19 protein-coding genes and 1 pseudogene are annotated in these 21,518 nt (G+C 64.6%); 7 read left to right on the top strand and 13 right to left on the bottom strand.

The window, feature by feature from the left end:
- Nucleotides 1–324 precede the first annotated feature (324 nt).
- Nucleotides 325–585, top strand: coding sequence for an accessory factor UbiK family protein (locus GDH07_RS01130; RefSeq protein WP_022641805.1), 261 nt, complete (start codon nucleotides 325–327; stop codon nucleotides 583–585).
- A 157-nt stretch (nucleotides 586–742) separates the two neighbouring features.
- Nucleotides 743–2,236, top strand: a complete 1,494-nt coding sequence (locus GDH07_RS01125; RefSeq protein ID WP_152896514.1) for a YifB family Mg chelatase-like AAA ATPase — start codon at nucleotides 743–745, stop codon at nucleotides 2,234–2,236.
- 4 nt (nucleotides 2,237–2,240) lie between these two features.
- On the opposite strand, the gene GDH07_RS01120 is transcribed toward GDH07_RS01125, so the two are convergent.
- Nucleotides 2,241–2,819, bottom strand: a complete 579-nt coding sequence (locus GDH07_RS01120; protein WP_152896513.1) for a TetR/AcrR family transcriptional regulator — start codon at nucleotides 2,817–2,819, stop codon at nucleotides 2,241–2,243.
- 26 nt (nucleotides 2,820–2,845) lie between these two features.
- Here GDH07_RS01120 and GDH07_RS01115 point away from each other — a divergent pair, with 26 nt between their 5' ends.
- Nucleotides 2,846–3,859, top strand: a complete 1,014-nt coding sequence (locus GDH07_RS01115) for an ABC transporter six-transmembrane domain-containing protein (protein WP_152896512.1) — start codon at nucleotides 2,846–2,848, stop codon at nucleotides 3,857–3,859.
- 3 nt (nucleotides 3,860–3,862) lie between these two features.
- Here the strand turns inward: GDH07_RS01115 and GDH07_RS01110 are convergent, their stop codons facing one another.
- The 4 genes and pseudogenes from GDH07_RS01110 to GDH07_RS01100 form a co-directional block, all read right to left on the bottom strand.
- The gene (locus GDH07_RS01110; RefSeq protein ID WP_031320689.1) at nucleotides 3,863–4,831 is read right to left on the bottom strand and encodes a Ca2+-dependent phosphoinositide-specific phospholipase C; all 969 of its coding nucleotides are present in this window, start codon (nucleotides 4,829–4,831) and stop codon (nucleotides 3,863–3,865) included.
- A 117-nt stretch (nucleotides 4,832–4,948) separates the two neighbouring features.
- Nucleotides 4,949–5,671 (bottom strand): methyl-accepting chemotaxis protein, encoded by a 723-nt coding sequence (locus GDH07_RS32785; RefSeq protein WP_371857886.1) that lies wholly within the window; start codon nucleotides 5,669–5,671, stop codon nucleotides 4,949–4,951.
- A gap of 180 nt (nucleotides 5,672–5,851) precedes the next feature.
- Nucleotides 5,852–6,925, bottom strand: a pseudogene (locus tag GDH07_RS32780) (Cache 3/Cache 2 fusion domain-containing protein); the annotation flags it as partial.
- Nucleotides 6,926–7,118: 193 nt separating this feature from the next.
- The gene (locus GDH07_RS01100) at nucleotides 7,119–8,039 is read right to left on the bottom strand and encodes a LysR substrate-binding domain-containing protein (RefSeq protein ID WP_152896511.1); all 921 of its coding nucleotides are present in this window, start codon (nucleotides 8,037–8,039) and stop codon (nucleotides 7,119–7,121) included.
- Nucleotides 8,040–8,196: 157 nt separating this feature from the next.
- Here GDH07_RS01100 and GDH07_RS01095 point away from each other — a divergent pair, with 157 nt between their 5' ends.
- Nucleotides 8,197–9,588, top strand: a complete 1,392-nt coding sequence (locus GDH07_RS01095) for a NorM family multidrug efflux MATE transporter (RefSeq protein WP_172681657.1) — start codon at nucleotides 8,197–8,199, stop codon at nucleotides 9,586–9,588.
- A gap of 9 nt (nucleotides 9,589–9,597) precedes the next feature.
- Here the strand turns inward: GDH07_RS01095 and GDH07_RS01090 are convergent, their stop codons facing one another.
- Nucleotides 9,598–11,271 (bottom strand): putative bifunctional diguanylate cyclase/phosphodiesterase, encoded by a 1,674-nt coding sequence (locus GDH07_RS01090; RefSeq protein ID WP_152896510.1) that lies wholly within the window; start codon nucleotides 11,269–11,271, stop codon nucleotides 9,598–9,600.
- A gap of 267 nt (nucleotides 11,272–11,538) precedes the next feature.
- Between GDH07_RS01090 and rep the strand changes: the two genes are divergently transcribed.
- Together rep and GDH07_RS01080 are read left to right on the top strand one after the other, a co-directional pair.
- The gene (gene rep, locus GDH07_RS01085; protein WP_152896509.1) at nucleotides 11,539–13,548 is read left to right on the top strand and encodes a DNA helicase Rep; all 2,010 of its coding nucleotides are present in this window, start codon (nucleotides 11,539–11,541) and stop codon (nucleotides 13,546–13,548) included.
- 56 nt (nucleotides 13,549–13,604) lie between these two features.
- Nucleotides 13,605–14,177 carry a xanthine phosphoribosyltransferase gene (locus GDH07_RS01080; protein WP_022641819.1) on the top strand — a complete coding sequence of 191 codons (573 nt, stop codon included), beginning with the start codon at nucleotides 13,605–13,607 and terminating at the stop codon, nucleotides 14,175–14,177.
- Nucleotides 14,178–14,190: 13 nt separating this feature from the next.
- Here the strand turns inward: GDH07_RS01080 and GDH07_RS01075 are convergent, their stop codons facing one another.
- The 6 genes from GDH07_RS01075 to dadA all read right to left on the bottom strand — a co-directional run bounded on the left by GDH07_RS01075 (nucleotide 14,191) and on the right by dadA (nucleotide 20,317).
- Nucleotides 14,191–16,113, bottom strand: coding sequence for an acetyl-CoA hydrolase/transferase C-terminal domain-containing protein (locus GDH07_RS01075; RefSeq protein WP_152896508.1), 1,923 nt, complete (start codon nucleotides 16,111–16,113; stop codon nucleotides 14,191–14,193).
- Between the two features lie 136 nt (nucleotides 16,114–16,249).
- A complete protein-coding gene (locus tag GDH07_RS01070; protein WP_031320691.1) occupies nucleotides 16,250–16,666 on the bottom strand; it encodes a c-type cytochrome in 417 nt (138 codons plus the stop codon).
- Nucleotides 16,667–16,847: 181 nt separating this feature from the next.
- The gene (locus tag GDH07_RS01065; RefSeq protein ID WP_053133672.1) at nucleotides 16,848–17,396 is read right to left on the bottom strand and encodes a cupin domain-containing protein; all 549 of its coding nucleotides are present in this window, start codon (nucleotides 17,394–17,396) and stop codon (nucleotides 16,848–16,850) included.
- Between the two features lie 131 nt (nucleotides 17,397–17,527).
- Nucleotides 17,528–18,601 (bottom strand): alanine racemase, encoded by a 1,074-nt coding sequence (alr, locus tag GDH07_RS01060; protein ID WP_152896507.1) that lies wholly within the window; start codon nucleotides 18,599–18,601, stop codon nucleotides 17,528–17,530.
- A gap of 89 nt (nucleotides 18,602–18,690) precedes the next feature.
- Complete coding sequence (locus tag GDH07_RS01055) at nucleotides 18,691–19,044, bottom strand: RidA family protein (protein WP_022641824.1); 354 nt, start codon at nucleotides 19,042–19,044, stop codon at nucleotides 18,691–18,693.
- Nucleotides 19,016–20,317: a D-amino acid dehydrogenase gene (gene dadA / locus GDH07_RS01050; RefSeq protein WP_053133665.1), complete on the bottom strand. Its 1,302-nt coding sequence runs from the start codon at nucleotides 20,315–20,317 to the stop codon at nucleotides 19,016–19,018. The genes GDH07_RS01055 and dadA overlap by 29 nt, the downstream gene beginning before the upstream one ends.
- A gap of 155 nt (nucleotides 20,318–20,472) precedes the next feature.
- Here dadA and GDH07_RS01045 point away from each other — a divergent pair, with 155 nt between their 5' ends.
- Nucleotides 20,473–20,961, top strand: coding sequence for an Lrp/AsnC ligand binding domain-containing protein (locus GDH07_RS01045; protein WP_011064210.1), 489 nt, complete (start codon nucleotides 20,473–20,475; stop codon nucleotides 20,959–20,961).
- 153 nt (nucleotides 20,962–21,114) lie between these two features.
- Here GDH07_RS01045 and GDH07_RS01040 read toward each other — a convergent pair whose 3' ends face one another.
- The gene (locus tag GDH07_RS01040; RefSeq protein WP_022641826.1) at nucleotides 21,115–21,468 is read right to left on the bottom strand and encodes a YkgJ family cysteine cluster protein; all 354 of its coding nucleotides are present in this window, start codon (nucleotides 21,466–21,468) and stop codon (nucleotides 21,115–21,117) included.
- Between the last annotated feature and the right edge of the window lie 50 nt (nucleotides 21,469–21,518).

Here is a 21,518-nt window from a genome sequence, read left to right as displayed (position 1 = left end):
TCGGCCCTCCTCAGCCGGACCGACGCTAGCCGCCCTGACGAAACACTCCCCGTTTCGTCGGTCGCACTGCATTCGTCACAGCGACTGCATCAGTGCATGGGTCACCAGGGTCTAAGCAGAAAGCTTGCCAGGTCGGGAAACACCAGCGATTTCATGAAGTTGCCCGCGGCCCGCGGCCAGGGGCGGGAAAACCCGCCACCGATACGCACGATAACGGTGCGCGCGGTTGCGGCCCGATGCGCAAAAAACGTGCAGGCCGGGCGGCGCCAAGCCCTCGGTTCGTGCGTGATACACTGCGGCCCATCAGCTATTCAGGACATTCCCATGCTCGCCCCCAAAGATCTCCTCGACGCCCTGAGCGGCCATGCCTCGCGCTTGTTCAGCGGCGAAACTCCCCTGCCGCGCAACGAAATCGAAAGCCAGTTCAAGGCCCTGCTGCAAAGCGGCTTCAGCAAGCTGGACCTGGTCAGCCGGGAAGAATTCGACAGCCAGATGGTGGTCCTGGCGCGCACCCGGGCCCGCCTGGAAAGCCTGGAAGCCAAGGTCGCCGAGCTGGAAGCCAGGCTTGAGCCGAAGGATCAATGAGCTGACACCCTCCTCGCCGGCCGCGCGCCTTCATCAAGGCTGAAGGACAGGCCGGCGACACATCCTGTCTGCATTGCCCAGCGCTCGCGCTGCCCCCCTCGCCTATCCTTGCAACACCGCAGGATGCGGTTCCCGCCGCTGCAAGGAAGAACGTCGCATGTCCCTGGCCATCATCCACAGCCGCGCCCAGATGGGCGTACAGGCTCCGGCCGTCAGTGTCGAAGTGCACCTGGCCAACGGCCTGCCGAGCCTGACCCTGGTGGGGCTGCCCGAAACCGCGGTCAAGGAAAGCAAGGACCGGGTCCGCAGCGCGATCCTCAACGCAGGCTTCGACTTCCCCGCCCGGCGCATCACCCTCAACCTGGCTCCCGCCGACCTGCCCAAGGACGGTGGACGCTTCGACCTGGCGATCGCCCTGGGCATCCTTGCGGCCAGCCAGCAACTACCGGCCACGGCGCTGGACCGCGTCGAGTGCCTGGGCGAGTTGGCGTTGTCCGGGGCCGTGCGCCCGGTGCGCGGCGTGCTGCCGGCGGCCCTGGCAGCACGGGATGCCGGCCATGCCTTGCTGGTGCCCCGGGCCAATGCCGAGGAAGCCTGCCTGGCCTCGGGCCTGAGCGTGATCGCGGTCGACCATTTGCTGGAGGCGGCGGCCCATCTCAACGGGCAGGCGCCGATCCCGGCCTGCGTCAGCCAGGGCCTGCCCCATGACCGCGCGCCCTACCCCGACCTGCGCGACGTCCAGGGCCAGCTGGCCGCCAAGCGGGCCCTGCTGGTGGCTGCGGCCGGGGCCCACAACCTGCTGTTCTGCGGCCCGCCCGGCACCGGCAAGACCCTGTTGGCCAGCCGCCTGCCCGGCCTGCTGCCACCGCTGCAAGAACACGAGGCCCTTGAGGTAGCAGCCATCCAGTCGGTGAGCAGCCCCGCCCCGCTGGACCACTGGCCACAGCGCCCGTTCCGCCAACCCCACCACTCGGCGTCGAGCGCGGCTCTGGTGGGCGGTGGCTCGAAACCGCAGCCCGGGGAAATCACCATGGCCCACCATGGCGTGCTGTTTCTCGACGAGCTACCGGAGTTCGACCGCAAGGTCCTGGAGGTTCTGCGCGAGCCCATGGAATCCGGGCAGATCGTCATCGCCCGGGCCCGCGAGCGGGTCCAGTTTCCAGCACGCTTCCAGTTGGTGGCGGCGATGAACCCCTGCCCCTGTGGATACCTGGGCGAACCCAGTGGCCGCTGCCGTTGCACGCCGGAGCAGATCCAGCGCTATCGCAACAAGCTCTCCGGCCCGCTGCTGGATCGCATCGACCTGCACCTGACCGTCGCCCGCGAGGCCACGGCCCTGAACCCCGCGCCGCAACCGGGTAACGACAGTGCCAGCGCCGCCGACCTGGTGGCCTGTGCGCGCGACCTGCAACTGCGGCGCCAGGGCTGCACCAACGCCCTGCTCGACCTGCCCGGCCTGGCGCGCCATTGCAGGTTATCCACAACCGACGAGCGCTGGCTGGAAGCAGCCTGCGAGAACCTCGGCCTGTCGCTGCGCGCGGCCCACCGCCTGCTCAAGGTGGCCCGGACCCTGGCCGACCTGGAACAGGCCACCGCCATCGGCCGCGAGCACCTGGCGGAGGCACTGCATTATCGCCACGGCAGCGGTTGAAGGTTCAGTCATCCAAACCCAGCAGCAACCCGGCAACCTCCATGACCTCCGCCAACGCGGCCTGTTGCGCCGCAGCTGAAGCCTGCAGCAGCAGATCGTCGGTGTAGCCCATGGCCAGGGCGAAGATCTGCCGCGCCGCCCGCCCGGCATCCGCGCAGCGAAACACCTGGGCCTGGACGCCAGCGGCGATGATCGATGCCAGCAACGCCTGCCACTGGCCATTGATTCGCAGGTAGACCTCGGCCAGCTCGGCGTCGTGCATGGCTTCATCCCAGGCATCGAGCCACAGCCCCCAACCGACGGAGTTGGAGTCCGTCAGGCAATCGAGGAGAAATATTCGCAGGGCCTCGGCCGGTTGCGCATCGCGCACCAGGCCCTCCACCGCCGCCAACTGGCCATCGGCGAAACGCACGAAGGCCTCGCGGCGCAGTTCCTTGAAGTCGCTGAAGTAGTGGTAGATGTGGCTACGGGACAGGCCGGCATGCTCGGCCAGGTCACGGGTGGAAACCTCGGCGAAACCCTTGCTGTGAAACAGTTCCAGGGCTGCGCCGATGATCTGGTCCTTTCGGTCGTTACGGGACATCGGCAATCGAACCTCTTGGTGCCGGGATGACCGGCACTTGCATTTTGAGCGATCGCTCAAGGATAATTGAGCACTCGCTCAATATTAACCGTTATCTCATTCGTGGTGCAGTCATGTCTGTCGTCACTCGCCCCGCCATCGCGGATCCCACCCAGAAACTCGGCCAGCAGTCCGCCGGCCAGACCCTCAAGGCCATCGCTCGCGCCTATCCAGGCAAGCTGTTCGTCACCTTGTCGCTGGTGGCCCTGGAGAACGCCCTGCTGCTGGCCTACCCGCTGTTCGCCGGGTTCGCGGTGGACTCGATCCTGCGTGGCGATACCACCCACGCCCTGGTCTACGCCATGGTGGTGCTGGGTTTCTGGATCGTCGGCGCGGCGCGGCGGGCCGTGGATACCCGGACCTTCACCCGCATCTATGCGGACCTGGCCGTACCGGTGATCCTCAACCAGCGCCAGCAACAGCAGAACACCTCGACCGCGGCGGCGCGGGTGGTGCTGGCCCGGGAGTTCGTCGACTTCTTCGAGAAGCACGTGCCGATCATCGCCACCGCCCTGGTCTCGATCATCGGTGCGGCGGTGATGCTGTTGGCCATCGAACCCTGGATCGGCCTGGCCTGCCTGGTGGCGCTGGTGCTGTGCGTGGTGTTGCTGCCGCGTTTCGCCCGGCGCAACCAGCAGTTGCACGAGCGCCTGAACAACCGCCTGGAAAAGGAAATCGGCCTGGTGGCCAGGGTCGGTGCCCAATCCCTGCAGCGCCACTACCGCCTGCTGTCGCGGCTGCGGATCTGGCTCTCGGACCGGGAAGCCACGGCCTACCTGTTCCTCGGCGTGGTGGCGGCAGTGCTGTTCGTGATCGCCATCACCCAGCTGTCGCTGTCACCCGAGGTCAAGGCCGGCCATGTGTACGCAGTCATGACCTACCTGTGGACCTTCGTCAGCAGCATCGACGAAGCGCCGAGCATGGTCGACCAGTTGGCGCGCCTGCGGGATATCGGCAAGCGCGTGGATCCGGGGCTCGGCGACTCCACCGAACTCCAATAAGCCTCAGAACGGCCGGATGCGCACACCACCGTCCCCCTGGTCGGCGAACTTGTAGTACGCCGACAGGTTGACCTGCTCGGCGATGTGCTGGGCGAAGGACACCCCGTCGTCACCCCAGACCCGGCCGATATGGCTGTAGGCAAAGGCCTGGGCCGCCCACTTCTTGTCGCCCTTGCCCATGTTGTTCATGGCCACGTAGCCCGATGACTGGTCGGACATGCCACTGACCTTGCCGCTGACATCGTTCTGGCCATTGGTGACCGGGGAGATGAACACCTTGGCACTGGAGGTCCGGGCCTCGGCGTACTGCGAGAGCTTCTGGTTCTCGGAGTGGTTGAGCACCAGCAAAACCTTGCCCTGCAACTGGCTGGCGGTGGGCCAGTCCTTGCCCTTGAGGTTCTTCTGCAAGGCCCCGGCACTGCTGCCGATGGAGCTCGCCAGGTCCTGAGGGGTATAGAGCTTGCCCTGGAAGATCCGGCTCACCAGATCGTCGAAATCCTGCGGCGTGCGCCCGGAACTGGCTTTTGACCAGCCCTGCTTCTTGTCCAGGATCACGGTGATGGGGAAATGCCCCGGATGGCCGTCGCTCCAGTTCTTGATGTCGTTCAGGCAGGCTTCCAGGTCGTTCTTGCCGGTGCCATCGCCCGTGCAGTTATTGTCGTTGCCGGACTGGAACAGGGTGCCCGGGTTATGCCGCACGAACCAATGCCGTGGCGAGCCTCCGGTGGCCGCGTCGCGCTGGTCCCAGAAGTCCAGCTCCAGGGTACGCACACTGTCGAGCACACTGCTGAAGGTGCCTGCGTACTGCTTTTCATAGCAGTTGTGGCAGGCCACCTGGGCAATGCGGTTGAACGGTGTGTTCCAGGCTGCCGGGGCGATGAACGCCGGGCTTTCCTGGCCGAAGGCTGCGTGGCCGAGCAAAAGCGTCGACACAGCCAATAGAGGGGGAACGAAACGGGATAGACGAGTCATGCTTGCTCCTGCTGAAAGGTAAGTCCTTGAAGGGCAATCAACCGCTCATCTGTTTTAGTCCAATCATGCGTCATTGCAACCAGCGCCCTCCAACGCCAGGCCGGAGGGCAGGTGCCGTCAACGGAAGCGATCGACCTCGTGGCGCAGGTCGGCGGCCAGGGCCTCCAGCTCGCGTGCGGTAACCGCCAGGTTGGACACCACCTCACGCTGTTCGCTGTTGGCCTGGGCGATGCTCTGCAGGTTGCGGCTCAGGACCGTGGCCGTACTGCTCTGCTCCTGGGTCGCGGTGGTGATGGCGGCGAATTGCTCGCCGGCACTCTGGCTCTGCTCGTCGATCAAGGCCAGCGCCGCGGCCACTCCGGCGTTGCGTGACAAACCTTCCTGCATCAGGCGGTTGCCCTGCTCCATGGTCTGGATGGCATTGCCGGTTTCCTGCTGGATGCTGCTGATCATCTGCGAGATTTGCGCGGTGGCCTCGCGGGTACGCGAAGCCAGGTTGCGTACCTCGTCGGCCACCACCGCGAAGCCCCGCCCCTGCTCCCCGGCACGGGCCGCCTCGATGGCTGCGTTGAGGGCCAGCAGGTTGGTCTGGTCGGCGATGGCGGTGATGACCCCGACGATCCCGCCGATTTCCTCGGAGCGCTGGCCCAGGGTGTCGATCACCGCCGCGGTGCTGCCCAGGGCCCCGGCGATCTGTTCCAGGGACGACGAAGCCTGTTCCATGGACTCGCGGCCGATATGGGTCTGCTCGGCGTTCTCCTCGGCCAGGCGCTGGGTGCTGCCCATGTTGTCGGCGATGTTCAGCGACGTGGCGCTGAACTGCTCCACGGCCCCGGCCATGCTGGTGATTTCCCCGGACTGCTGCTCCATGCCTTCGTAGGCACCGCTGGACAGCCCGGACAGCGCCTGGGCCCGGCCACTGACCTCGGTGGCGGAGCGGCGGATGTGCTCGACCATGGTCGACAAGGCCTCGCCCATCTGGTTGAAGCTGCGGGCCAGTTGGCCGATCTCATCGTGGCTGGAAACATTCAGCCGCGCGCTCAGATCACCACCGCCCAGGGCCTGGGCCTGGCGCACCAGGTCGCCCAGGGGCGCCAGCTTGCTACGCAGCAACCACACCGTGGCGCCCACCGCCAGCAGCATCGCCAAAAGGCTGCCGATCACCAGGCGCAGCCCCACGCTCCAGGTCACCTGGCGGATCTCGGACTTGGGCATGCTCGCCACCACCGACCAGGGGCCATCGGCGAAAGGCATCGCCAGACTGTAGAAGTCCTCGCCACCATCGCTCCAGAAACGCCCCTTGCCCGGCTCCTTCGCCGCGTCTACCAGGACCTGCGCTGCCTGGTCCAGGGCCTGCACGCCGGCCGGCGGCACCAGCCACTTGTGCTGTTCGTCGAGCAGGGCCAGGGAGCCGCTCTGGCCGATGCGGAAGCGCTTGAGATTGGCGAACTGCGCGTTCTGCGCGTCGGTGTAGTCGAAACCCACGAACAACACGGCGATCACTCGGCCACTGCGGTCCGTCACCGGGGTGTACTGGGTCATGTAGAAGCGCTCGAACAGCAGCGCCCGGCCAACGTAGCCCTGCCCGGCCATGAGCTTCTGGTAGGCCGGATGGGCGTGGTCGAGCAGGGTGCCGATGGCGCGGCTGCCATCCTGCTTGCTCAGGGAGGTGCTGACACGGATGAAATCGTCGCCGCTGCGCACGAACAGGGTCGCGACCCCGGCGGTCATCTGCTTGAACCCATCCACTTCATCGAAGTTGTTGTTCAGCACCACATTGCCCAGGTGCAAGCCAGGAGTCTGCACCCCGGCGACGGTCACCGGCTCGTCGGGATGCACGCTCAGGCCACTGCGAAAGCGGTTCTCGAACAAGCCGCTCAGGCGCTGGGTACTCTCGCGCAGGCTGCCATGGAAGGTGTTGAGTTGGTCGGCCAGCAGGCGGGCTTCGCTGGCCAGGTGTTCTTCGCGGGTATCGAGGTTCGCCGAATCCAGCGAACGCAAGGCAAACAGGGTGCTGCCGCTGATCACCAGGGCGAGTACCAGGGCAAGGGCTAGCCCTAGCTGGGAGGCTATCCGGGCACGGGGTTGGGACATGATGGCTCCTGGCCGAGAAGGCGGATCATCCTGATCAAGTGGCACGCTCGGCAGCAATAATTCCAAGTTTTTCTAGTGAGTTAGGACCTTCCTGAACGCTGGTTCCATATCCCAGGATTCGGCGGCGCCCGGCAATACTTGAGCGGCTTGCAAGGATATATCTCCAGCCCCGCCAACCGGGAGCTTCAACGTTTCAGCCCAGACGCTCCACCTGGGGCAGCTGCATGGCCGCAACCTCCCCTTGCAGGAAGTCGCTCAGGCGCCGCAGGCGCTCGCCGCCGGGCCGGGTCCTGGGCCATACCAGATAGTAGTGCAGGCCACTGGCCACCGCCGTCGGCCAGGGCAGGCTCAAGCGCCCCTGGGCCACGTCCTCGGCCACCATCAGCAGATCGCCCATGGACACACCGTAGCCCCGTGCCGCAGCGATCATCCCAAGCTCCAGGGTGTCGAACACCTGTCCGCCCTTGAGCGAAACCCGGTCGGCCAGCCCCATCTGTTCGAGCCAACTGCGCCAGTCGCGACGGTCCGGGGTCGGGTGCAGCAACTCGGCGCTCGCCAGGCGCGCCGCATCCCAGGGCTGGTCGTTGAGCAGGTTCGGCGCGCCCACCGGGATCAGCAGTTCCGGGAACAGGCAGCTGGACTCCCAGTCGGCGGGAAAGTGGCCGTTGCTCAGCAGTACCGCACAGTCGAAAGGCTCCTGGTTGAAATCCACCGAGTCCACATCCATCCAGGCACTGGTGAGCTGCACTTCGTTGCCCGGCTGCAAGTGGCGGAAACGACTGAGCCGCGCCAGCAGCCAGCGCATGGTCAGGGTCGACGGCGCCTTCATGCGCAGGATGCCATCTTCACCGTGCAGGATGCTGCACGCCCGTTCCAGGGCTGCGAACCCTTCACGCACGCCCGGCAACAGCAGGCGGGCCGCTTCGGTCAACAGCAGGTTGCGTCCGCTACGCTGGAACAATCGGCAGGCGAAGTGTTCTTCCAGGGTACGGATGTGCCGGCTGACGGCGCTCTGGGTGATCGACAGCTCTTCGGCGGCCCGGGTGAACGAACTGTGCCGGGCGGCGGCCTCGAAGGCCCGCAAGGCGTAGAGAGGAGGTAGACGGCGGGACATGCTCGGGCTCCGGCAGCGCAATGACGCCACGCTACCAGAAAGCGCTTCGCATGAGTTTTTATCATGCGAGCAAGTATATTTATCGCTTTGTGCAACGGGCCAAGAGCGCCGAGAATCAGCGCCTCTACCGATATCCACCTGATCGAGCCTGATGACCATGCAGCATCCTGCACGTACCGAACTCTGGGCCATCCTGCGGCTGGCGGGGCCGTTGATCGCCTCGCAGCTGGCGCACATGCTGATGGTCCTCACCGACACCCTGATGATGGCTCGCCTGAGCCCCGAGGCCCTGGCCGGCGGCAGCCTGGGGGCGGCCAGCTATTCTTTCGTCTCGATCTTCTGCATCGGGGTGATCGCCGCGGTGGGTACCCTGGTGGCGATCCGGCATGGCGCTGGCGACATCGAGGGCGCCACGCGCCTGACCCAGGCCGGCGTGTGGCTGGCCTGGCTGATGGCCCTGGTGGCCGGCCTGCTGCTGTGGAACCTCAAGCCAGTGCTGTTGCTGTTCGGCCAGACCGAAAGTAACGTCCAGGCCGCCGGCCAGTTCCTGCTGATCCTGCCCTTCGCCCTGCCCGGCTACCTGAGCTTCATGGCCTTGCGCGGCTTCACCAGCGCCATCGGCCGGGCCACGCCAGTGATGGTCATCAGCCTGTGCGGCACGGTCGCCAACTTCCTGCTCAACTACGCGCTGATCACCGGCATGTTCGGCCTGCCCAAGCTCGGGCTGGTGGGCATCGGCCTGGTCACCGCCATCGTCGCCAACTGCATGGCCGTGGCCCTGGCCTGGCACATCAAGCGTCACCCGGCCTATGCCGCCTACCCGCTACGCCAGGGGCTGTCGCGGATCAACACCCGCTACCTGCAGGAGCTGTGGCGCCTGGGCCTGCCTATCGGTGGCACCTATGCCGTGGAAGTCGGGTTGTTCGCCTTCGCCGCGCTGTGCATGGGCACCATGGGGAGCACCCAGCTGGCGGCGCACCAGATCGCCCTGCAGATCGTCTCGGTGGCGTTCATGGTCCCGGCGGGAGTCTCGTACGCCATCACCATGCGCATCGGCCAGCACTACGGGGCCGGGCAATTGCTGGACGCGCGCCTGGCAGGCAGGGTCGGCATCGCTTTCGGCGCAGTGGTGATGCTGGGATTCGCGGCGGTGTTCTGGCTGCTGCCGAACCAGTTGATCGGACTGTTCCTGGATCACAACGACCCGGCCTTCGCCCCGGTGATCCATCTGGCGGTGAGCCTGCTGGCGGTGGCGGCCTGGTTCGAGCTGTTCGATGGCACCCAGACCATCGCCATGGGAGCGATCCGCGGCCTCAAGGATGCCAAGACCACCTTCCTGGTGGGCCTGGGCTGCTACTGGCTGATTGGCGCGCCTTCGGCCTGGCTGATGGCCTTCACCCTGGGCTGGGGGCCGACCGGCGTCTGGTGGGGCCTGGCCCTGGGCCTGGCTTGCGCCGCCATCAGCCTGACCCTGGCGTTCGAGTGGCGGATGCGGCGCATGATCAAGCGCGAGGGGGCGACGCCGGCCATGGACCTGCAGCCCGAGTGAGCCCCTGGCTCAGACCACTTCTTCGTGGAGCGCGTGCTGGCTGTTGCCGAAGGTCAGGTACTCCACCAGCTCGGCCAGCGGCAGCGGCTTGCTGATCAGGTAGCCCTGGGCCTGGTCGCAGCCGAAGTCGCGCAACAGCGCCAGTTGCTCGGCGGTCTCCACGCCTTCGGCCACCACCTCCAGGTTGAGGTTGTGCGCCAGGTTGATCATCGCGTGGACCAGCTTGCGGTTTTCCTCGCGCTGCTCCATGCCGCCGACAAAGCTCTTGTCCACCTTGAGCAGGGCGATCGGCAGGCTGTTGAGGTGCACGAACGAAGAGAAACCGGTACCGAAGTCGTCCAGGGAAAAGCGCACGCCCAGCCGCCCCAGGGCGTCCATGGTCTGCTTCACCAGGTCGCTGCGGCGCATCACGGCGGTTTCGGTCAGCTCGAACTCCAGCCACTGCGCTTGCACCCCATGCTCGGCGATCAAGCGCCCCAGCGTCGACAGCAGCTGGCTGTCCTGGAACTGGCGAAACGACAAGTTGACCGCCATGTGCAGCGGCTCCAGCCCGCGCTCGCGCAGGGCTTGCATATCCCGCAGGGCGCGGGAAATGACCCAGTAGCCCAGGGGCACGATCAGTCCGCTCTGCTCGGCCAGGGGCACGAACTCGCTGGGCGGTAACAGGCCGCGTTCGCCATGGCGCCAGCGCACCAGGGCCTCGAGGCCGACGATCTTGCCGTCATGCAGGTTCAGCCGCGGCTGGTAGTGCAGCTCCAGCTCATCACGGCGCAGGGCCCGGCGCAGCTCGCTTTCCAGGTCGGCCAGGCTGCGCGCGTTGCGGTTGATCCGCTCGTTGAAGATATGAAAGGTGCAGCCCTGGGTGCTCTTGGCCTGCTGCATGGCGATGTGCGCATGCCACATCAGCGGGTCGGCACCGGCGTTGGCGCGAGCGTGGGCGATCCCCAGGCTGCAGCCGATCAACAGGCTTTCACCATCGATCCAATAGGGTTCGGCCATGGCTTCGGTGATGCGTTCGGCCATCCATTCGGCGCGCTGTGGAGCGCGGCGGGTATCGATCAGCAAGGCGAACTCATCGCTGCCCAGGCGCGCCAGCTGGTCACCGGCCTCCAGCTGGCTCTTGAGCCGCGAGACCACCTGCAGGATCAGCCGGTCACCGGCCTGATGGCCCAGGGCATCGTTGGCGTGGCGAAAGTTGTCCAGGTCCAGATGACCCAGGGCCAGGCCGCGCCCGTCGTTTTCCACCAGGCGCGCCGCCAGCAGCGTCTGGAAACCCTGGCGGTTGGCGATGCCGGTCAAGGGGTCCTGCTCGGCCAGGCGCTGCAAGGTGTTCTCCAGCACTCCGCGCTCGCGCACATGGCGCAGGCAACGACGCAAGGCGTCGGTGCTCAGGCTCGAACCCACCAGCCAGTCGCTGGCCCCCACCGGCGTCACCGTGGGCTCCTGGTCCAGCAACAGGATCGTGGGCAGGCTGCAACGCCCGGGTCCGGGCTGCAGTTGTGGAATGGTCAACAGGACCGCGTTGCGATCATCTTCGAACAGTCGGCTGACCGACTCCCAACTGGGAGCGTTGATCAATACCACCGAGTCTCCCAACGGAGCGACACACTCGCGCAACAACGCTGTCCATACCGGCTCGAGGGCCAGTAGCAGCACACGCAAGGGTTCGACAGGCTTGGACAAGCTAGCTCCCTAGACTCTGCAAAAAAGTTGGCGGCGGGCATTATGGCGCGCAAAAGGACAATATCAATTGATATTGATTATCATACGCAATTTCTTGTACCGCTCTAATTCGAACATTAGACGCATATTTAGCGCGCATCCTGCGGGAAAGTATCAAAACCGGCAAATTTAGATAGCGTTATGCGTCACAAGTCGGAGAGACGCAGCAGAATCCGTTCATCCTGTTAAAATGCCCGCCCTTTTCGCAACCGATCCCTTTTTACCGTCATGTCCCGACTCAATCCCCGGCAGCAAGAAGCCGTGAACTACGTCGGCGGCCCTCTTTTGGTGCTCGCCGGTGCAGGCTCCGGCAAGACCAGCGTGATCACCCGCAAGATCGCCCACCTGATCCAGAACTGCGGGATCCGCGCCCAGTACATCGTCGCCATGACCTTCACCAACAAGGCGGCACGGGAAATGAAGGAGCGGGTCGGCACCCTGCTGCGCAGCGGCGAGGGTCGCGGCCTGACCGTGTCGACCTTCCACAACCTGGGCCTGAACATCATCCGCAAGGAGCATGTGCGGCTGGGCTACAAGCCGGGCTTCTCGATCTTCGACGAGACCGACGTCAAGGCCCTGATGACCGACATCATGCAGAAGGAGTACTCCGGGGACGACGGCGTCGACGAGATCAAGAACATGATCGGCGCCTGGAAGAACGACCTGATCCTGCCCGCCCAGGCCCTGGAAAACGCGCGCAACCCCAAGGAGCAGACCGCGGCCATCGTCTACACCCACTACCAGCGCACGCTCAAGGCGTTCAACGCGGTGGACTTCGACGACCTGATCCTGCTGCCGGTGAAGCTGTTCGAGGAGCACGCCGACATCCTCGAGAAGTGGCAGAACAAGGTGCGCTACCTGCTGGTGGACGAATACCAGGACACCAACGCCAGCCAGTATCTGCTGGTGAAGATGCTCATCGGCACGCGCAACCAGTTCACCGTGGTAGGCGACGACGACCAGTCGATCTATGCCTGGCGCGGCGCGCGCCCGGAAAACCTGATGCTGCTCAAGGACGACTACCCGTCCTTGAAAGTGGTGATGCTGGAGCAGAACTACCGCTCCACCAGCCGCATCCTGCGCTGCGCCAACGTGCTGATCTCCAACAACCCCCACGAATTCGAAAAGCAGCTGTGGAGCGAGATGGGCCACGGCGACGAGATCCGCGTGATTCGCTGCAAGAACGAGGACGCCGAGGCCGAGCGGGTGGCCATGGAAATCCTCACCCTGCACTTGCGCACCAACCGTCCCTACAGCGATTTCGCGATCCTCTACCGGGGCAACTACCAGGCCAAGCTGATCGAGCTGAAGCTGCAGCACCACCAGGTGCCTTATCGCCTGTCCGGCGGCAACAGCTTCTTCGGCCGCCAGGAAGTGAAGGACCTGATGGCCTACTTCCGCCTGATCGTGAACCCCGATGACGACAACGCCTTCCTGCGGGTGATCAACGTGCCGCGCCGGGAAATCGGCTCCACGACCCTGGAGAAACTCGGCAACTACGCCACCGGACGCGGTATCTCCATGTACGCCGCCACCGAGGAAATCGGCCTGGGCGAGCACCTGGACAGCCGCTTCACCGACCGCCTGGCACGCTTCAAGCGCTTCATGGACCGGGTCCGCGAACAATGCGCCGGCGAGGATCCGATCGGCGCCCTGCGCAGCATGATCATGGACATCGACTATGAGAACTGGCTGCGCACCAACAGCTCCAGCGACAAGGCCGCGGACTACCGGATGGGCAACGTCTGGTTCCTTGTCGAGGCCCTGAAGAACACCCTGGAAAAAGACGAAGACGGCGAGATGACCGTCGAGGACGCCATCGGCAAGCTGGTCCTGCGGGACATGCTGGAACGCCAGCAGGAAGAGGAAGACGGCGCCGAAGGGGTACAGATGATGACCCTGCACGCCTCCAAGGGCCTGGAGTTTCCCTACGTGTTCATCATGGGCATGGAAGAGGAAATCCTCCCCCATCGCTCCAGTATCGAAGCCGATACCATCGAGGAGGAGCGACGCCTGGCCTACGTGGGCATCACCCGCGCGCGCCAGACCCTGGCCTTCACCTTCGCGGCCAAGCGCAAGCAGTACGGCGAAATCATCGACTGCGCGCCAAGCCGCTTTCTCGACGAACTGCCTCCGGACGACCTGGCCTGGGAAGGCAACGACGACACGCCGATCGAGGTCAAGGCCGTTCGCGGCAACAACGCTTTGGCCGATATACGCGCGATGCTAAAGCGGTAAAATCGACTATTTTTCAACAGACCCTTGGCCCCAAAGTGGCCATCAGAGGAAGCTCCGTGGAAGCACTGCACCAGAAAATTCGCGAAGAAGGCATCGTGCTTTCCGATCAAGTACTGAAAGTCGACGCCTTTCTGAACCATCAGATCGATCCGCAGTTGATGAAATTGATCGGCGACGAATTCGCCAGGCTGTTCAAGGACTCGGGCATCACCAAGATCGTGACCATCGAGGCCTCCGGCATCGCTCCTGCGGTCATGACCGGCCTGAACCTGGGTGTACCGGTGATCTTCGCCCGCAAGCACCAGTCCCTGACCCTGACCGAGAACCTGCTCTCGGCCACCGTCTACTCCTTCACCAAGCAAGTGGAAAGCACCGTGGCCATCTCGCCACGGCACCTGACCAGCAGCGACCGCGTGCTGGTCATCGACGACTTCCTGGCCAACGGCAAGGCCTCCCAGGCCCTGATCTCGATCATCAAGCAGGCCGGCGCCACCGTGGCCGGCCTGGGCATCGTGATCGAGAAATCCTTCCAGGGCGGCCGCGCCGAACTGGACTCCCAGGGCTACCGCGTGGAATCCCTGGCGCGGGTCAAATCCCTGGCCGGCGGCGTGGTCACTTTCATCGAGTGACCCGGCGCCAGGCTCACGGCTGACGAGTGGCCTGCAGGCCGGCCAGCAACAAGCGCTGGTACAGGTCTTCACGCAGGCCCTCGGGTTGCTCCAGCCCCATGCGCTCCAGGTGCTCGGGAAATGCCTCGGGCTCCGGCGCGTCGAAGGCCGCCTTGCCCAGCTCGAGGATCTCGCTGAGCTTGAACTTGCTCTTGAGCCAGTTCAGCGCCCGCAGCAAGTCGCGCTCCTGGGCGGTGAAATCACTGCCCAGCGGATACTCTGGAAACAGGTGGCGATGGCGCGCCTGTATGTCCAGCAAGCGCTGCGGAGTGTTATCGGCAAAGCGCGGATCCAGGCGGAAGTCCCTGGGCAACTTGCCGGCTTTCTGTGCCTGCTCCATCAGCCCGGGCTGGAAACGTGAATCGCTGATGTTGAGCAACGCCTCGATCACCTTCGCATCGGACTTGCCCCGCAGATCGGCGATCCCGTACTCGGTGATGACGATGTCCCGCAGGTGCCGCGGGATGGTGCAATGGCCGTACTCCCAGACGATGTTGGAACTGACCTCCCCTGCCGACTCCCGCCAACTGCGCAGGATCAGCACCGAACGGGCATCCGCCAGGGCATGGCCCTGGACCACGAAGTTGTACTGCCCGCCCACGCCGCTCAACACCCGCCCGCCCTGCAATTGGTCGGACACCGCAGCGCCCAGCAGGGTCATGGTGAACGCGCTGTTGATGAAGCGCGCATCGCGACGTTGCAGGCGCTTGAGCTCCTCATGGCCATACAGCTCGTTGATGTAGCTGATGGCGCTCATGTTGAACTCCGCGAGCCGCTCCTTGGGCAGCTCGCGCAGGCGCTGGTAGAAGCTGCGCGGCCCGAGGAAGAAGCCGCCATGGATCGCAACCCCGCCCGGCGTGGAGGGGTCCAGGGTTCCGGCATTGGCCTGTTCCTGCAGCTCCTGGCTCGGGTAGACCTTGCGCCGCACGATCCCGGCATCGGCCAGGGCCAGCAAGCCGTTGACGAACATCTCGCTGCAACCATAGAGCCCCTGGGCAAATGGCGCGACGCCGCCCTCGCGATCGATCAGCGGCTGCCAATGAGCCACCTGCAAGTCCGCCAGCAAGGCACGGTAGCCCTGGTTGTCCGCCTGGCGCGCCAGCAAGGCGGCGGTCAGCGCATCGCCCATGGAGCCAATGCCGATCTGCAGGGTGCCGCCATCGCGCACCAGGGTACTGGCGTGCAGGCCGATGCAATGGTCTTGCACGCCCACCGGCATGTTCGGCGTGGAAAACAGCGTGCTGCGCTCTTCTTCGTCGATCAGCAGGTCGAAGTCCCTCGCCTGGACTTCAGCGTCGCCCGGCATGTAGGGCAGGTCCGCATGGACCTGGCCGAGGATCAGGATGGTCTCTCCGGCAGCGCGGCGCTTGGCGATCAGCGGCAGCATGTCCAGGGTGATGTCCGGGTTGCAGCTCAGGCTCAGCTGGCCAGGCCGCTGCGGATCGCGGGCCACCAGTTGGGCCACCAGGTTCAGGCCGGCGGCATTGATGTCCCGGGCCGCATGGCTGTAGTTGCTGCTGACGTAGTCCTGTTGCGCCGCCGCGCTGTGCAGCAGGCTGCCGGGCTGCATGAAGAACTGCTCGACGCGGATGTTGGCCGGCAGGCTGTCGCGGTGCAGGTCGGCGAGGAAGTCCAGCTCGGGATAGTCGCCGAACACCCGCTCGACGAAGGGTTCGAGAAACCGCCGCTGCAAGCCATCACCCAGGGCCGGGCGCCCCAGGCTCAGGGCGGTGTAGATGGTCAGTTGGCGCTCGGGCAACTGGGCGATGCGCCGGTACAGGGCATTGGCGAACCGATTGGGTTTGCCCAGCCCCAGGGGCATGCCCATGTGGATGTGTTGCGGCAAGCGGGCGAGTACTTCATCCACCGCCTGCTCGATGGAACAGGATTGCAGCATCTGACCCTCCAGGAACCGTCCGTGAATTGGGGTTGGACCGAGCTTGCCGGGAGTTTGCTGCATTGAACAGGGCGCAGGTCAAATCGCGCCCACAAAAAAGCCGCTCGCAAGCGGCTTTTTCGCTGCAGATGACCGCTTATTTCAGGCCGGACATCTTCTGGATCGCGCCCTTGAGCTCCTCATCGGAGCAGTCGGCGCAGGTGCCTTTAGGAGGCATGGCATTGATGCCGGTAATCGCCTTGGCCAGGATGCCATCGAGGCCGCCCTGGTGATCGGCACGCTCTTTCCAGGCAGCGGTATCGCCGATCTTCGGTGCGCCCAGCAGGCCGCTGCCGTGGCAAGCGTTGCAGTGCTTGGCGATCACGTCGTCCGGCGACTTGGCGCCACCGCCACCGCCTGCGGAGGCAGCGACTTCCATCCCCTTGCATTCCTGACCCTGGACACAGACCTGGCCAACGGGCTCGAGGCGCTTGGCGATATCGTCATTGGTCGCAGCTTGAGCGCTGACTGCCCAAAGGGCCAATACGGTTGCTGGTGCGGCCAGCATTTTCATAATTAGGTTCACGCGTACACCCTCAATGGTGGCTAGTCACGCCTGCGGCCACGGTTTCGCAGGCGGGCGAAAGTATAACGGTTAGCCCGCCACACTGAAACAACCCCAAAGTCGAAGGGGTCTTGATCGCGGCGAAATGTCGCTGGGGCCTCGCTGCAAGCCTTGCAGGACGCCTCTTGGTCTAGAAATTCGCTGGCGTGGCTGCGCTGATTAGTCGCGCCGGCGCATCGAACGGATTACGGAAACGATGGGGCTTGGTGCTTTCGAAATAGTAGCTGTCACCGGCCTCGAGGATGAAGGTTTCCAGGCCTACCACCAGTTCCAGGCGACCTTCGAGCAGGATCCCGGTTTCTTCGCCGTCATGGGTGAGCATCTCCTCACCGGTGTCGGCGCCCGGCGGGTAGATCTCGTTGAGAAAGGCAATGGCGCGGCTCGGGCGTGCGCGCCCCACCAGCTTCATGGTCACGGCGCCATCGGAGATGTCGATCAGTTCGTGGGCTTTATAGACGATCTGCGAAGGAGTCTCCTGGAGAACTTCCTCGGAAAAGAACTCCACCATGGACATGGGGATGCCGCCCAGCACCTTGCGCAACGAGCTGATCGAAGGACTGACGCTGTTCTTCTCGATCATTGAAATGGTGCTGTTGGTGACGCCCGCGCGCTTGGCGAGTTCACGCTGGGACAAACCCTTCAGTTTACGGATGGATTGCAGTCGTTCACCGACGTCCAATACGGCAGTCTCCTAGGCGGGAATCAGGCGTTGTTGTAATCGAGCGTTATCATGGCGACAGCGTTCAGTATTTACAACACTTGCCCCGGATTCCCCCAGGATAGGCGACTTTCGGTGCAGGCCCCGGAAACTCAGCCCTCGCTGTACACCAGCGGCACCCGCCGCAGGTTGCAGAAGAACTGGTAGGGAATGGTATCGGCCGCCAGGGCGACCTCGCTGGCCAGGATGTTCTTGCCCCACAGTTCCACGGTCGAGCCCAGGCCGGCCTCGGGCACGTCCGTCAAATCGACACACAGCATGTCCATGGAAACCCTGCCCAGCAGGCGGCTGCGCTGGCCGGCCACCAGTACCGGGGTACCGGTGGGCGCATGGCGCGGATAGCCGTCGGCGTAACCCATGGCGACCACGCCGATCCGCATCGGCTTGTCGGTGATGAACTTGGCGCCGTAGCCGATGGGCTCGCCGGCAGGCAGCTCACGCACGCAGATGACCTTGGACTCCAGGGTCATCACCGGTTGCAGGCGCTCGGCCAGCGAGTTGGCCTCTTCGAACGGCGTCGCCCCGTAGAGCATGATGCCCGGGCGCACCCAGTCGCTGGGCGCACTCGGCCAACCCATCAGCGCCGGCGAGTTGCGCAGGCTGACCTCGGCCCCAAGGCCCTCGCGGGCCGCTTCGAATACCGCGATCTGCTCGGTGCTGCTGGTGCAATGCAATTCGTCGGCACGGGCGAAGTGGCTCATCAGCACGATCTTCTCGACCTTGCCGCTGGCCTGCAGCCGCTGGTAGGCGTCCTGATAGTCCTTGGGGTGCAGGCCGACCCGGTGCATGCCCGAGTCCAGCTTGAGCCAGACCGTCAGCGGCTTGGCCAGGCTCGCTTGCTCGATGGCCTCCAGCTGCCACAGCGAGTGCACCACGCACCAGAAATCATGCTCGATGATCAGCGCCAGCTCCGACGCCTCGAAGAACCCTTCCAGCAACAACACGGGCGCGCCAATGCCCGCGGCGCGCAGCTCCAGGGCTTCCTCGATGCAGGCCACGGCAAAACCGTCGGCGCAATCCTCCAGGGCCTGGGCGCAGCGCACCGCGCCATGGCCATAGGCATCGGCCTTGATCACCGCGAGGGCACGGGCACCCGAGACTTCGCGGGCCAGTTGATAGTTGTGACGCAGGGCTTGGAGATCGATCAGGGCACGGGCAGGACGCATGGCGGCAGACTTCTAGGCGGTCATGGGAATAAAAACCGGTGCTGGATGGCGCAGAACCGCCACCGGCACCGGGAGAGGGATCTTTTCGTTTAAGGCAGGGCGGCCACTACCGACAGCTCGACGAGGATTTCCGGCTCGCAGAGCTTGGCCTCGACGGTGGCCCGGGCCGGTGCCACGCCCTTGGGCAGCCACTGGTCCCAGACACTGTTCATGCCTTCGAAATGGGCATCGATGTCCTTCAGGTAGATGGTCACCGACAACAGCCGGGTCTTGTCGGTGCCGGCCAGGTCCAGCAAGCGCTCGATGCTGGCCAGGGTTTCCCGGGTCTGTTGCTCAATCCCGGCCTGCAGGTTGTCCCCGACCTGTCCGGCCAGGTAGACGGTACCGCCGTGAACAACGATCTGGCTCATGCGCTCATTGGTGAGCTGGCGCTGGATTGACATGTTTAGCTGACTCCTGAGGGTTGCCATAACGGGAAATGTCGAGGCCTTCGGCACTGATCTGCGGCTTCTTCTTGGCCATCAGGTCCGCCAGCAGGCGGCCCGAACCGCAGGCCATGGTCCAGCCGAGCGTACCGTGGCCGGTGTTCAAGAACAGGTTGCGATACGGCGTGGCGCCGACGATCGGCGTGCCATCCGGGGTGGTGGGACGCAGCCCGGTCCAGAAGCTGGCCTGGGACAGGTCGCCGCCCTGAGGATAGAGGTCGTTGACGATCATCTCCAGCGTTTCACGCCGGCGCGGGTTCAACGACAGGTCGAAACCGGCGATCTCGGCCATGCCGCCGACCCGGATACGGTTGTCGAAACGGGTGATCGCGACCTTGTAGGTTTCGTCCAGGATGGTGGACGTCGGGGCCATCGCCGAGTTGGTGATCGGCACGGTCAGGGAGTAGCCCTTGAGCGGATACACCGGCGCCTTGATGCCCAGCGGCTTGAGCAATTGCGGCGAGTAGCTGCCCAGGGCCAGCACGTAGCGATCGGCGGTTTCCAGCTTGCCGTCGATCCACACGCCGTTGAGCCGGTCGCCGGCGAAGTCCAGGCGCTGGATGTCCTGGCCGAAGCGGAACTCGACGCCCAGCTTGACGGCCATTTCCGCCAGGCGGGTGGTGAACATCTGGCAGTCGCCGGTCTGGTCGTTGGGCAGGCGCAGGGCACCGGCGAGGATGTTGGTGACGCTGGCCAGGGCCGGCTCGACCCGGGCGATGCCGTCGCGGTCCAGCAGTTCGAAAGGCACGCCGGACTCCTTGAGCACGGCGATGTCCTTGGCCGCACCGTCCAGTTGCGCCTGGGTACGGAACAGCTGGGTGGTGCCCAGGCTGCGACCTTCATATGCGATGCCGGTTTCCGCCCGCAGTTCGTCGAGGCAGTCGCGGCTGTATTCGGACAGGCGCACCATGCGCTCTTTGTTCACGGCATAGCGGCTGGCGGTGCAGTTGCGCAGCATCTGCGCCATCCACAGGTATTGATCGACGTTGGCGGTGGCCTTGATCGCCAGCGGGGCGTGGCGTTGCAGCAGCCACTTGATGGCCTTGAGCGGAACGCCCGGGGCGGCCCATGGCGAGGCATAGCCAGGCGACACCTGGCCGGCGTTGGCGAAGCTGGTTTCCATGGCAACGGCAGGCTGACGGTCCACCACGGTCACTTCGAATCCGGCTTGAGCCAGATAATAGGCACTGGTGGTTCCGATAACGCCACTGCCCAAGACCAGAACGCGCATTTTCATATCCTCATCGCGGCTGACCGCCGCCGATTGTTATTCGAAGCAAAGATGCGCGCAGTGTAAGAAACATCAGGCAGTGATTTTCACTATATAACCGCCTATATTTGGCGAGAATTCTCGGCAATATCGCTTTTCACGGAGGGGCATCCCCTATGAGAACCAACCACCAGACCCGCCGCGCCCTGGACAAGATCGACCGCAACATCTTGCGCATCCTGCAGGCCGACGGACGCATTTCCTTCACCGAGCTGGGGGAACGGGTCGGCCTCTCCACCACCCCCTGCACCGAGCGGGTACGGCGCCTGGAACGCGAAGGGATCATCATGGGCTACAACGCCCGCCTCAACCCGCAGCATCTGAAGGGCAGCCTGCTGGTCTTCGTCGAGATCAGCCTGGACTACAAGTCCGGCGACACCTTCGAAGAGTTCCGCCGGGCGGTGCTCAAGCTGCCCCACGTGCTGGAGTGCCACCTGGTCTCCGGCGACTTCGACTACCTGGTCAAGGCACGGATCTCGGAGATGGCCTCGTATCGCAAGCTGCTGGGCGACATCCTGCTCAAGCTGCCCCACGTGCGCGAATCCAAGAGCTACATCGTGATGGAGGAAGTGAAGGAAAGCCTGAGCCTGCCGATTCCCGACTGAAGGCTAGCAGGCCGTTGAAAAACGTAGGCGAGGCAGCTAGCGCAAGGCGAAAAAGCGCGGTTTACGAGTGGTAAGTGAGCATTTTGACCGGGCTGGCGCACCAGCCTGTTTTCAACGCAGCGATGGCAACGCAGGTAGATTTTCAACAGCCTGCTAGACCAGCACCTGGCGCTGGCTGGCCATGTAGTCGTGGATCTGCTTCTCGACCTGCGGATGGATCAGCTCCACCGGGCGCCGGCCATTGGGGCACGGCAGGCTCGACGTGGTGCCGAAGAGGCGGCAGATCAGCGGTCGCTCGTCATACACCGTGCATCCCTCGGGGCCCAGGTGCACACAGTCCAGCGCCGCCATGGCCGCGTCCTGCTCGGCGGCGGTCTTGCGTGGCAGGCGGGACATCTCCTCCGGCGACGTGGTGACCGGGCCGCAGCAGTCGTGGCAGCCAGGCACGCACTCGAAGGAGGGAATCTGCTGGCGCAGGCTACGGACGATCTGGCGGTTACAGCTCATTAAAAGGCCTACAGGCACGTGGACGGCTGTGGATTCTGCCTCAAATCCAC

It is taken from the genome of Pseudomonas piscis (assembly GCF_009380155.1).
In the GTDB taxonomy this organism is placed as follows: Bacteria; Pseudomonadota; Gammaproteobacteria; order Pseudomonadales; family Pseudomonadaceae; genus Aquipseudomonas; species Aquipseudomonas piscis.
This window is presented reverse-complemented; position numbering and strand designations above follow the sequence as displayed.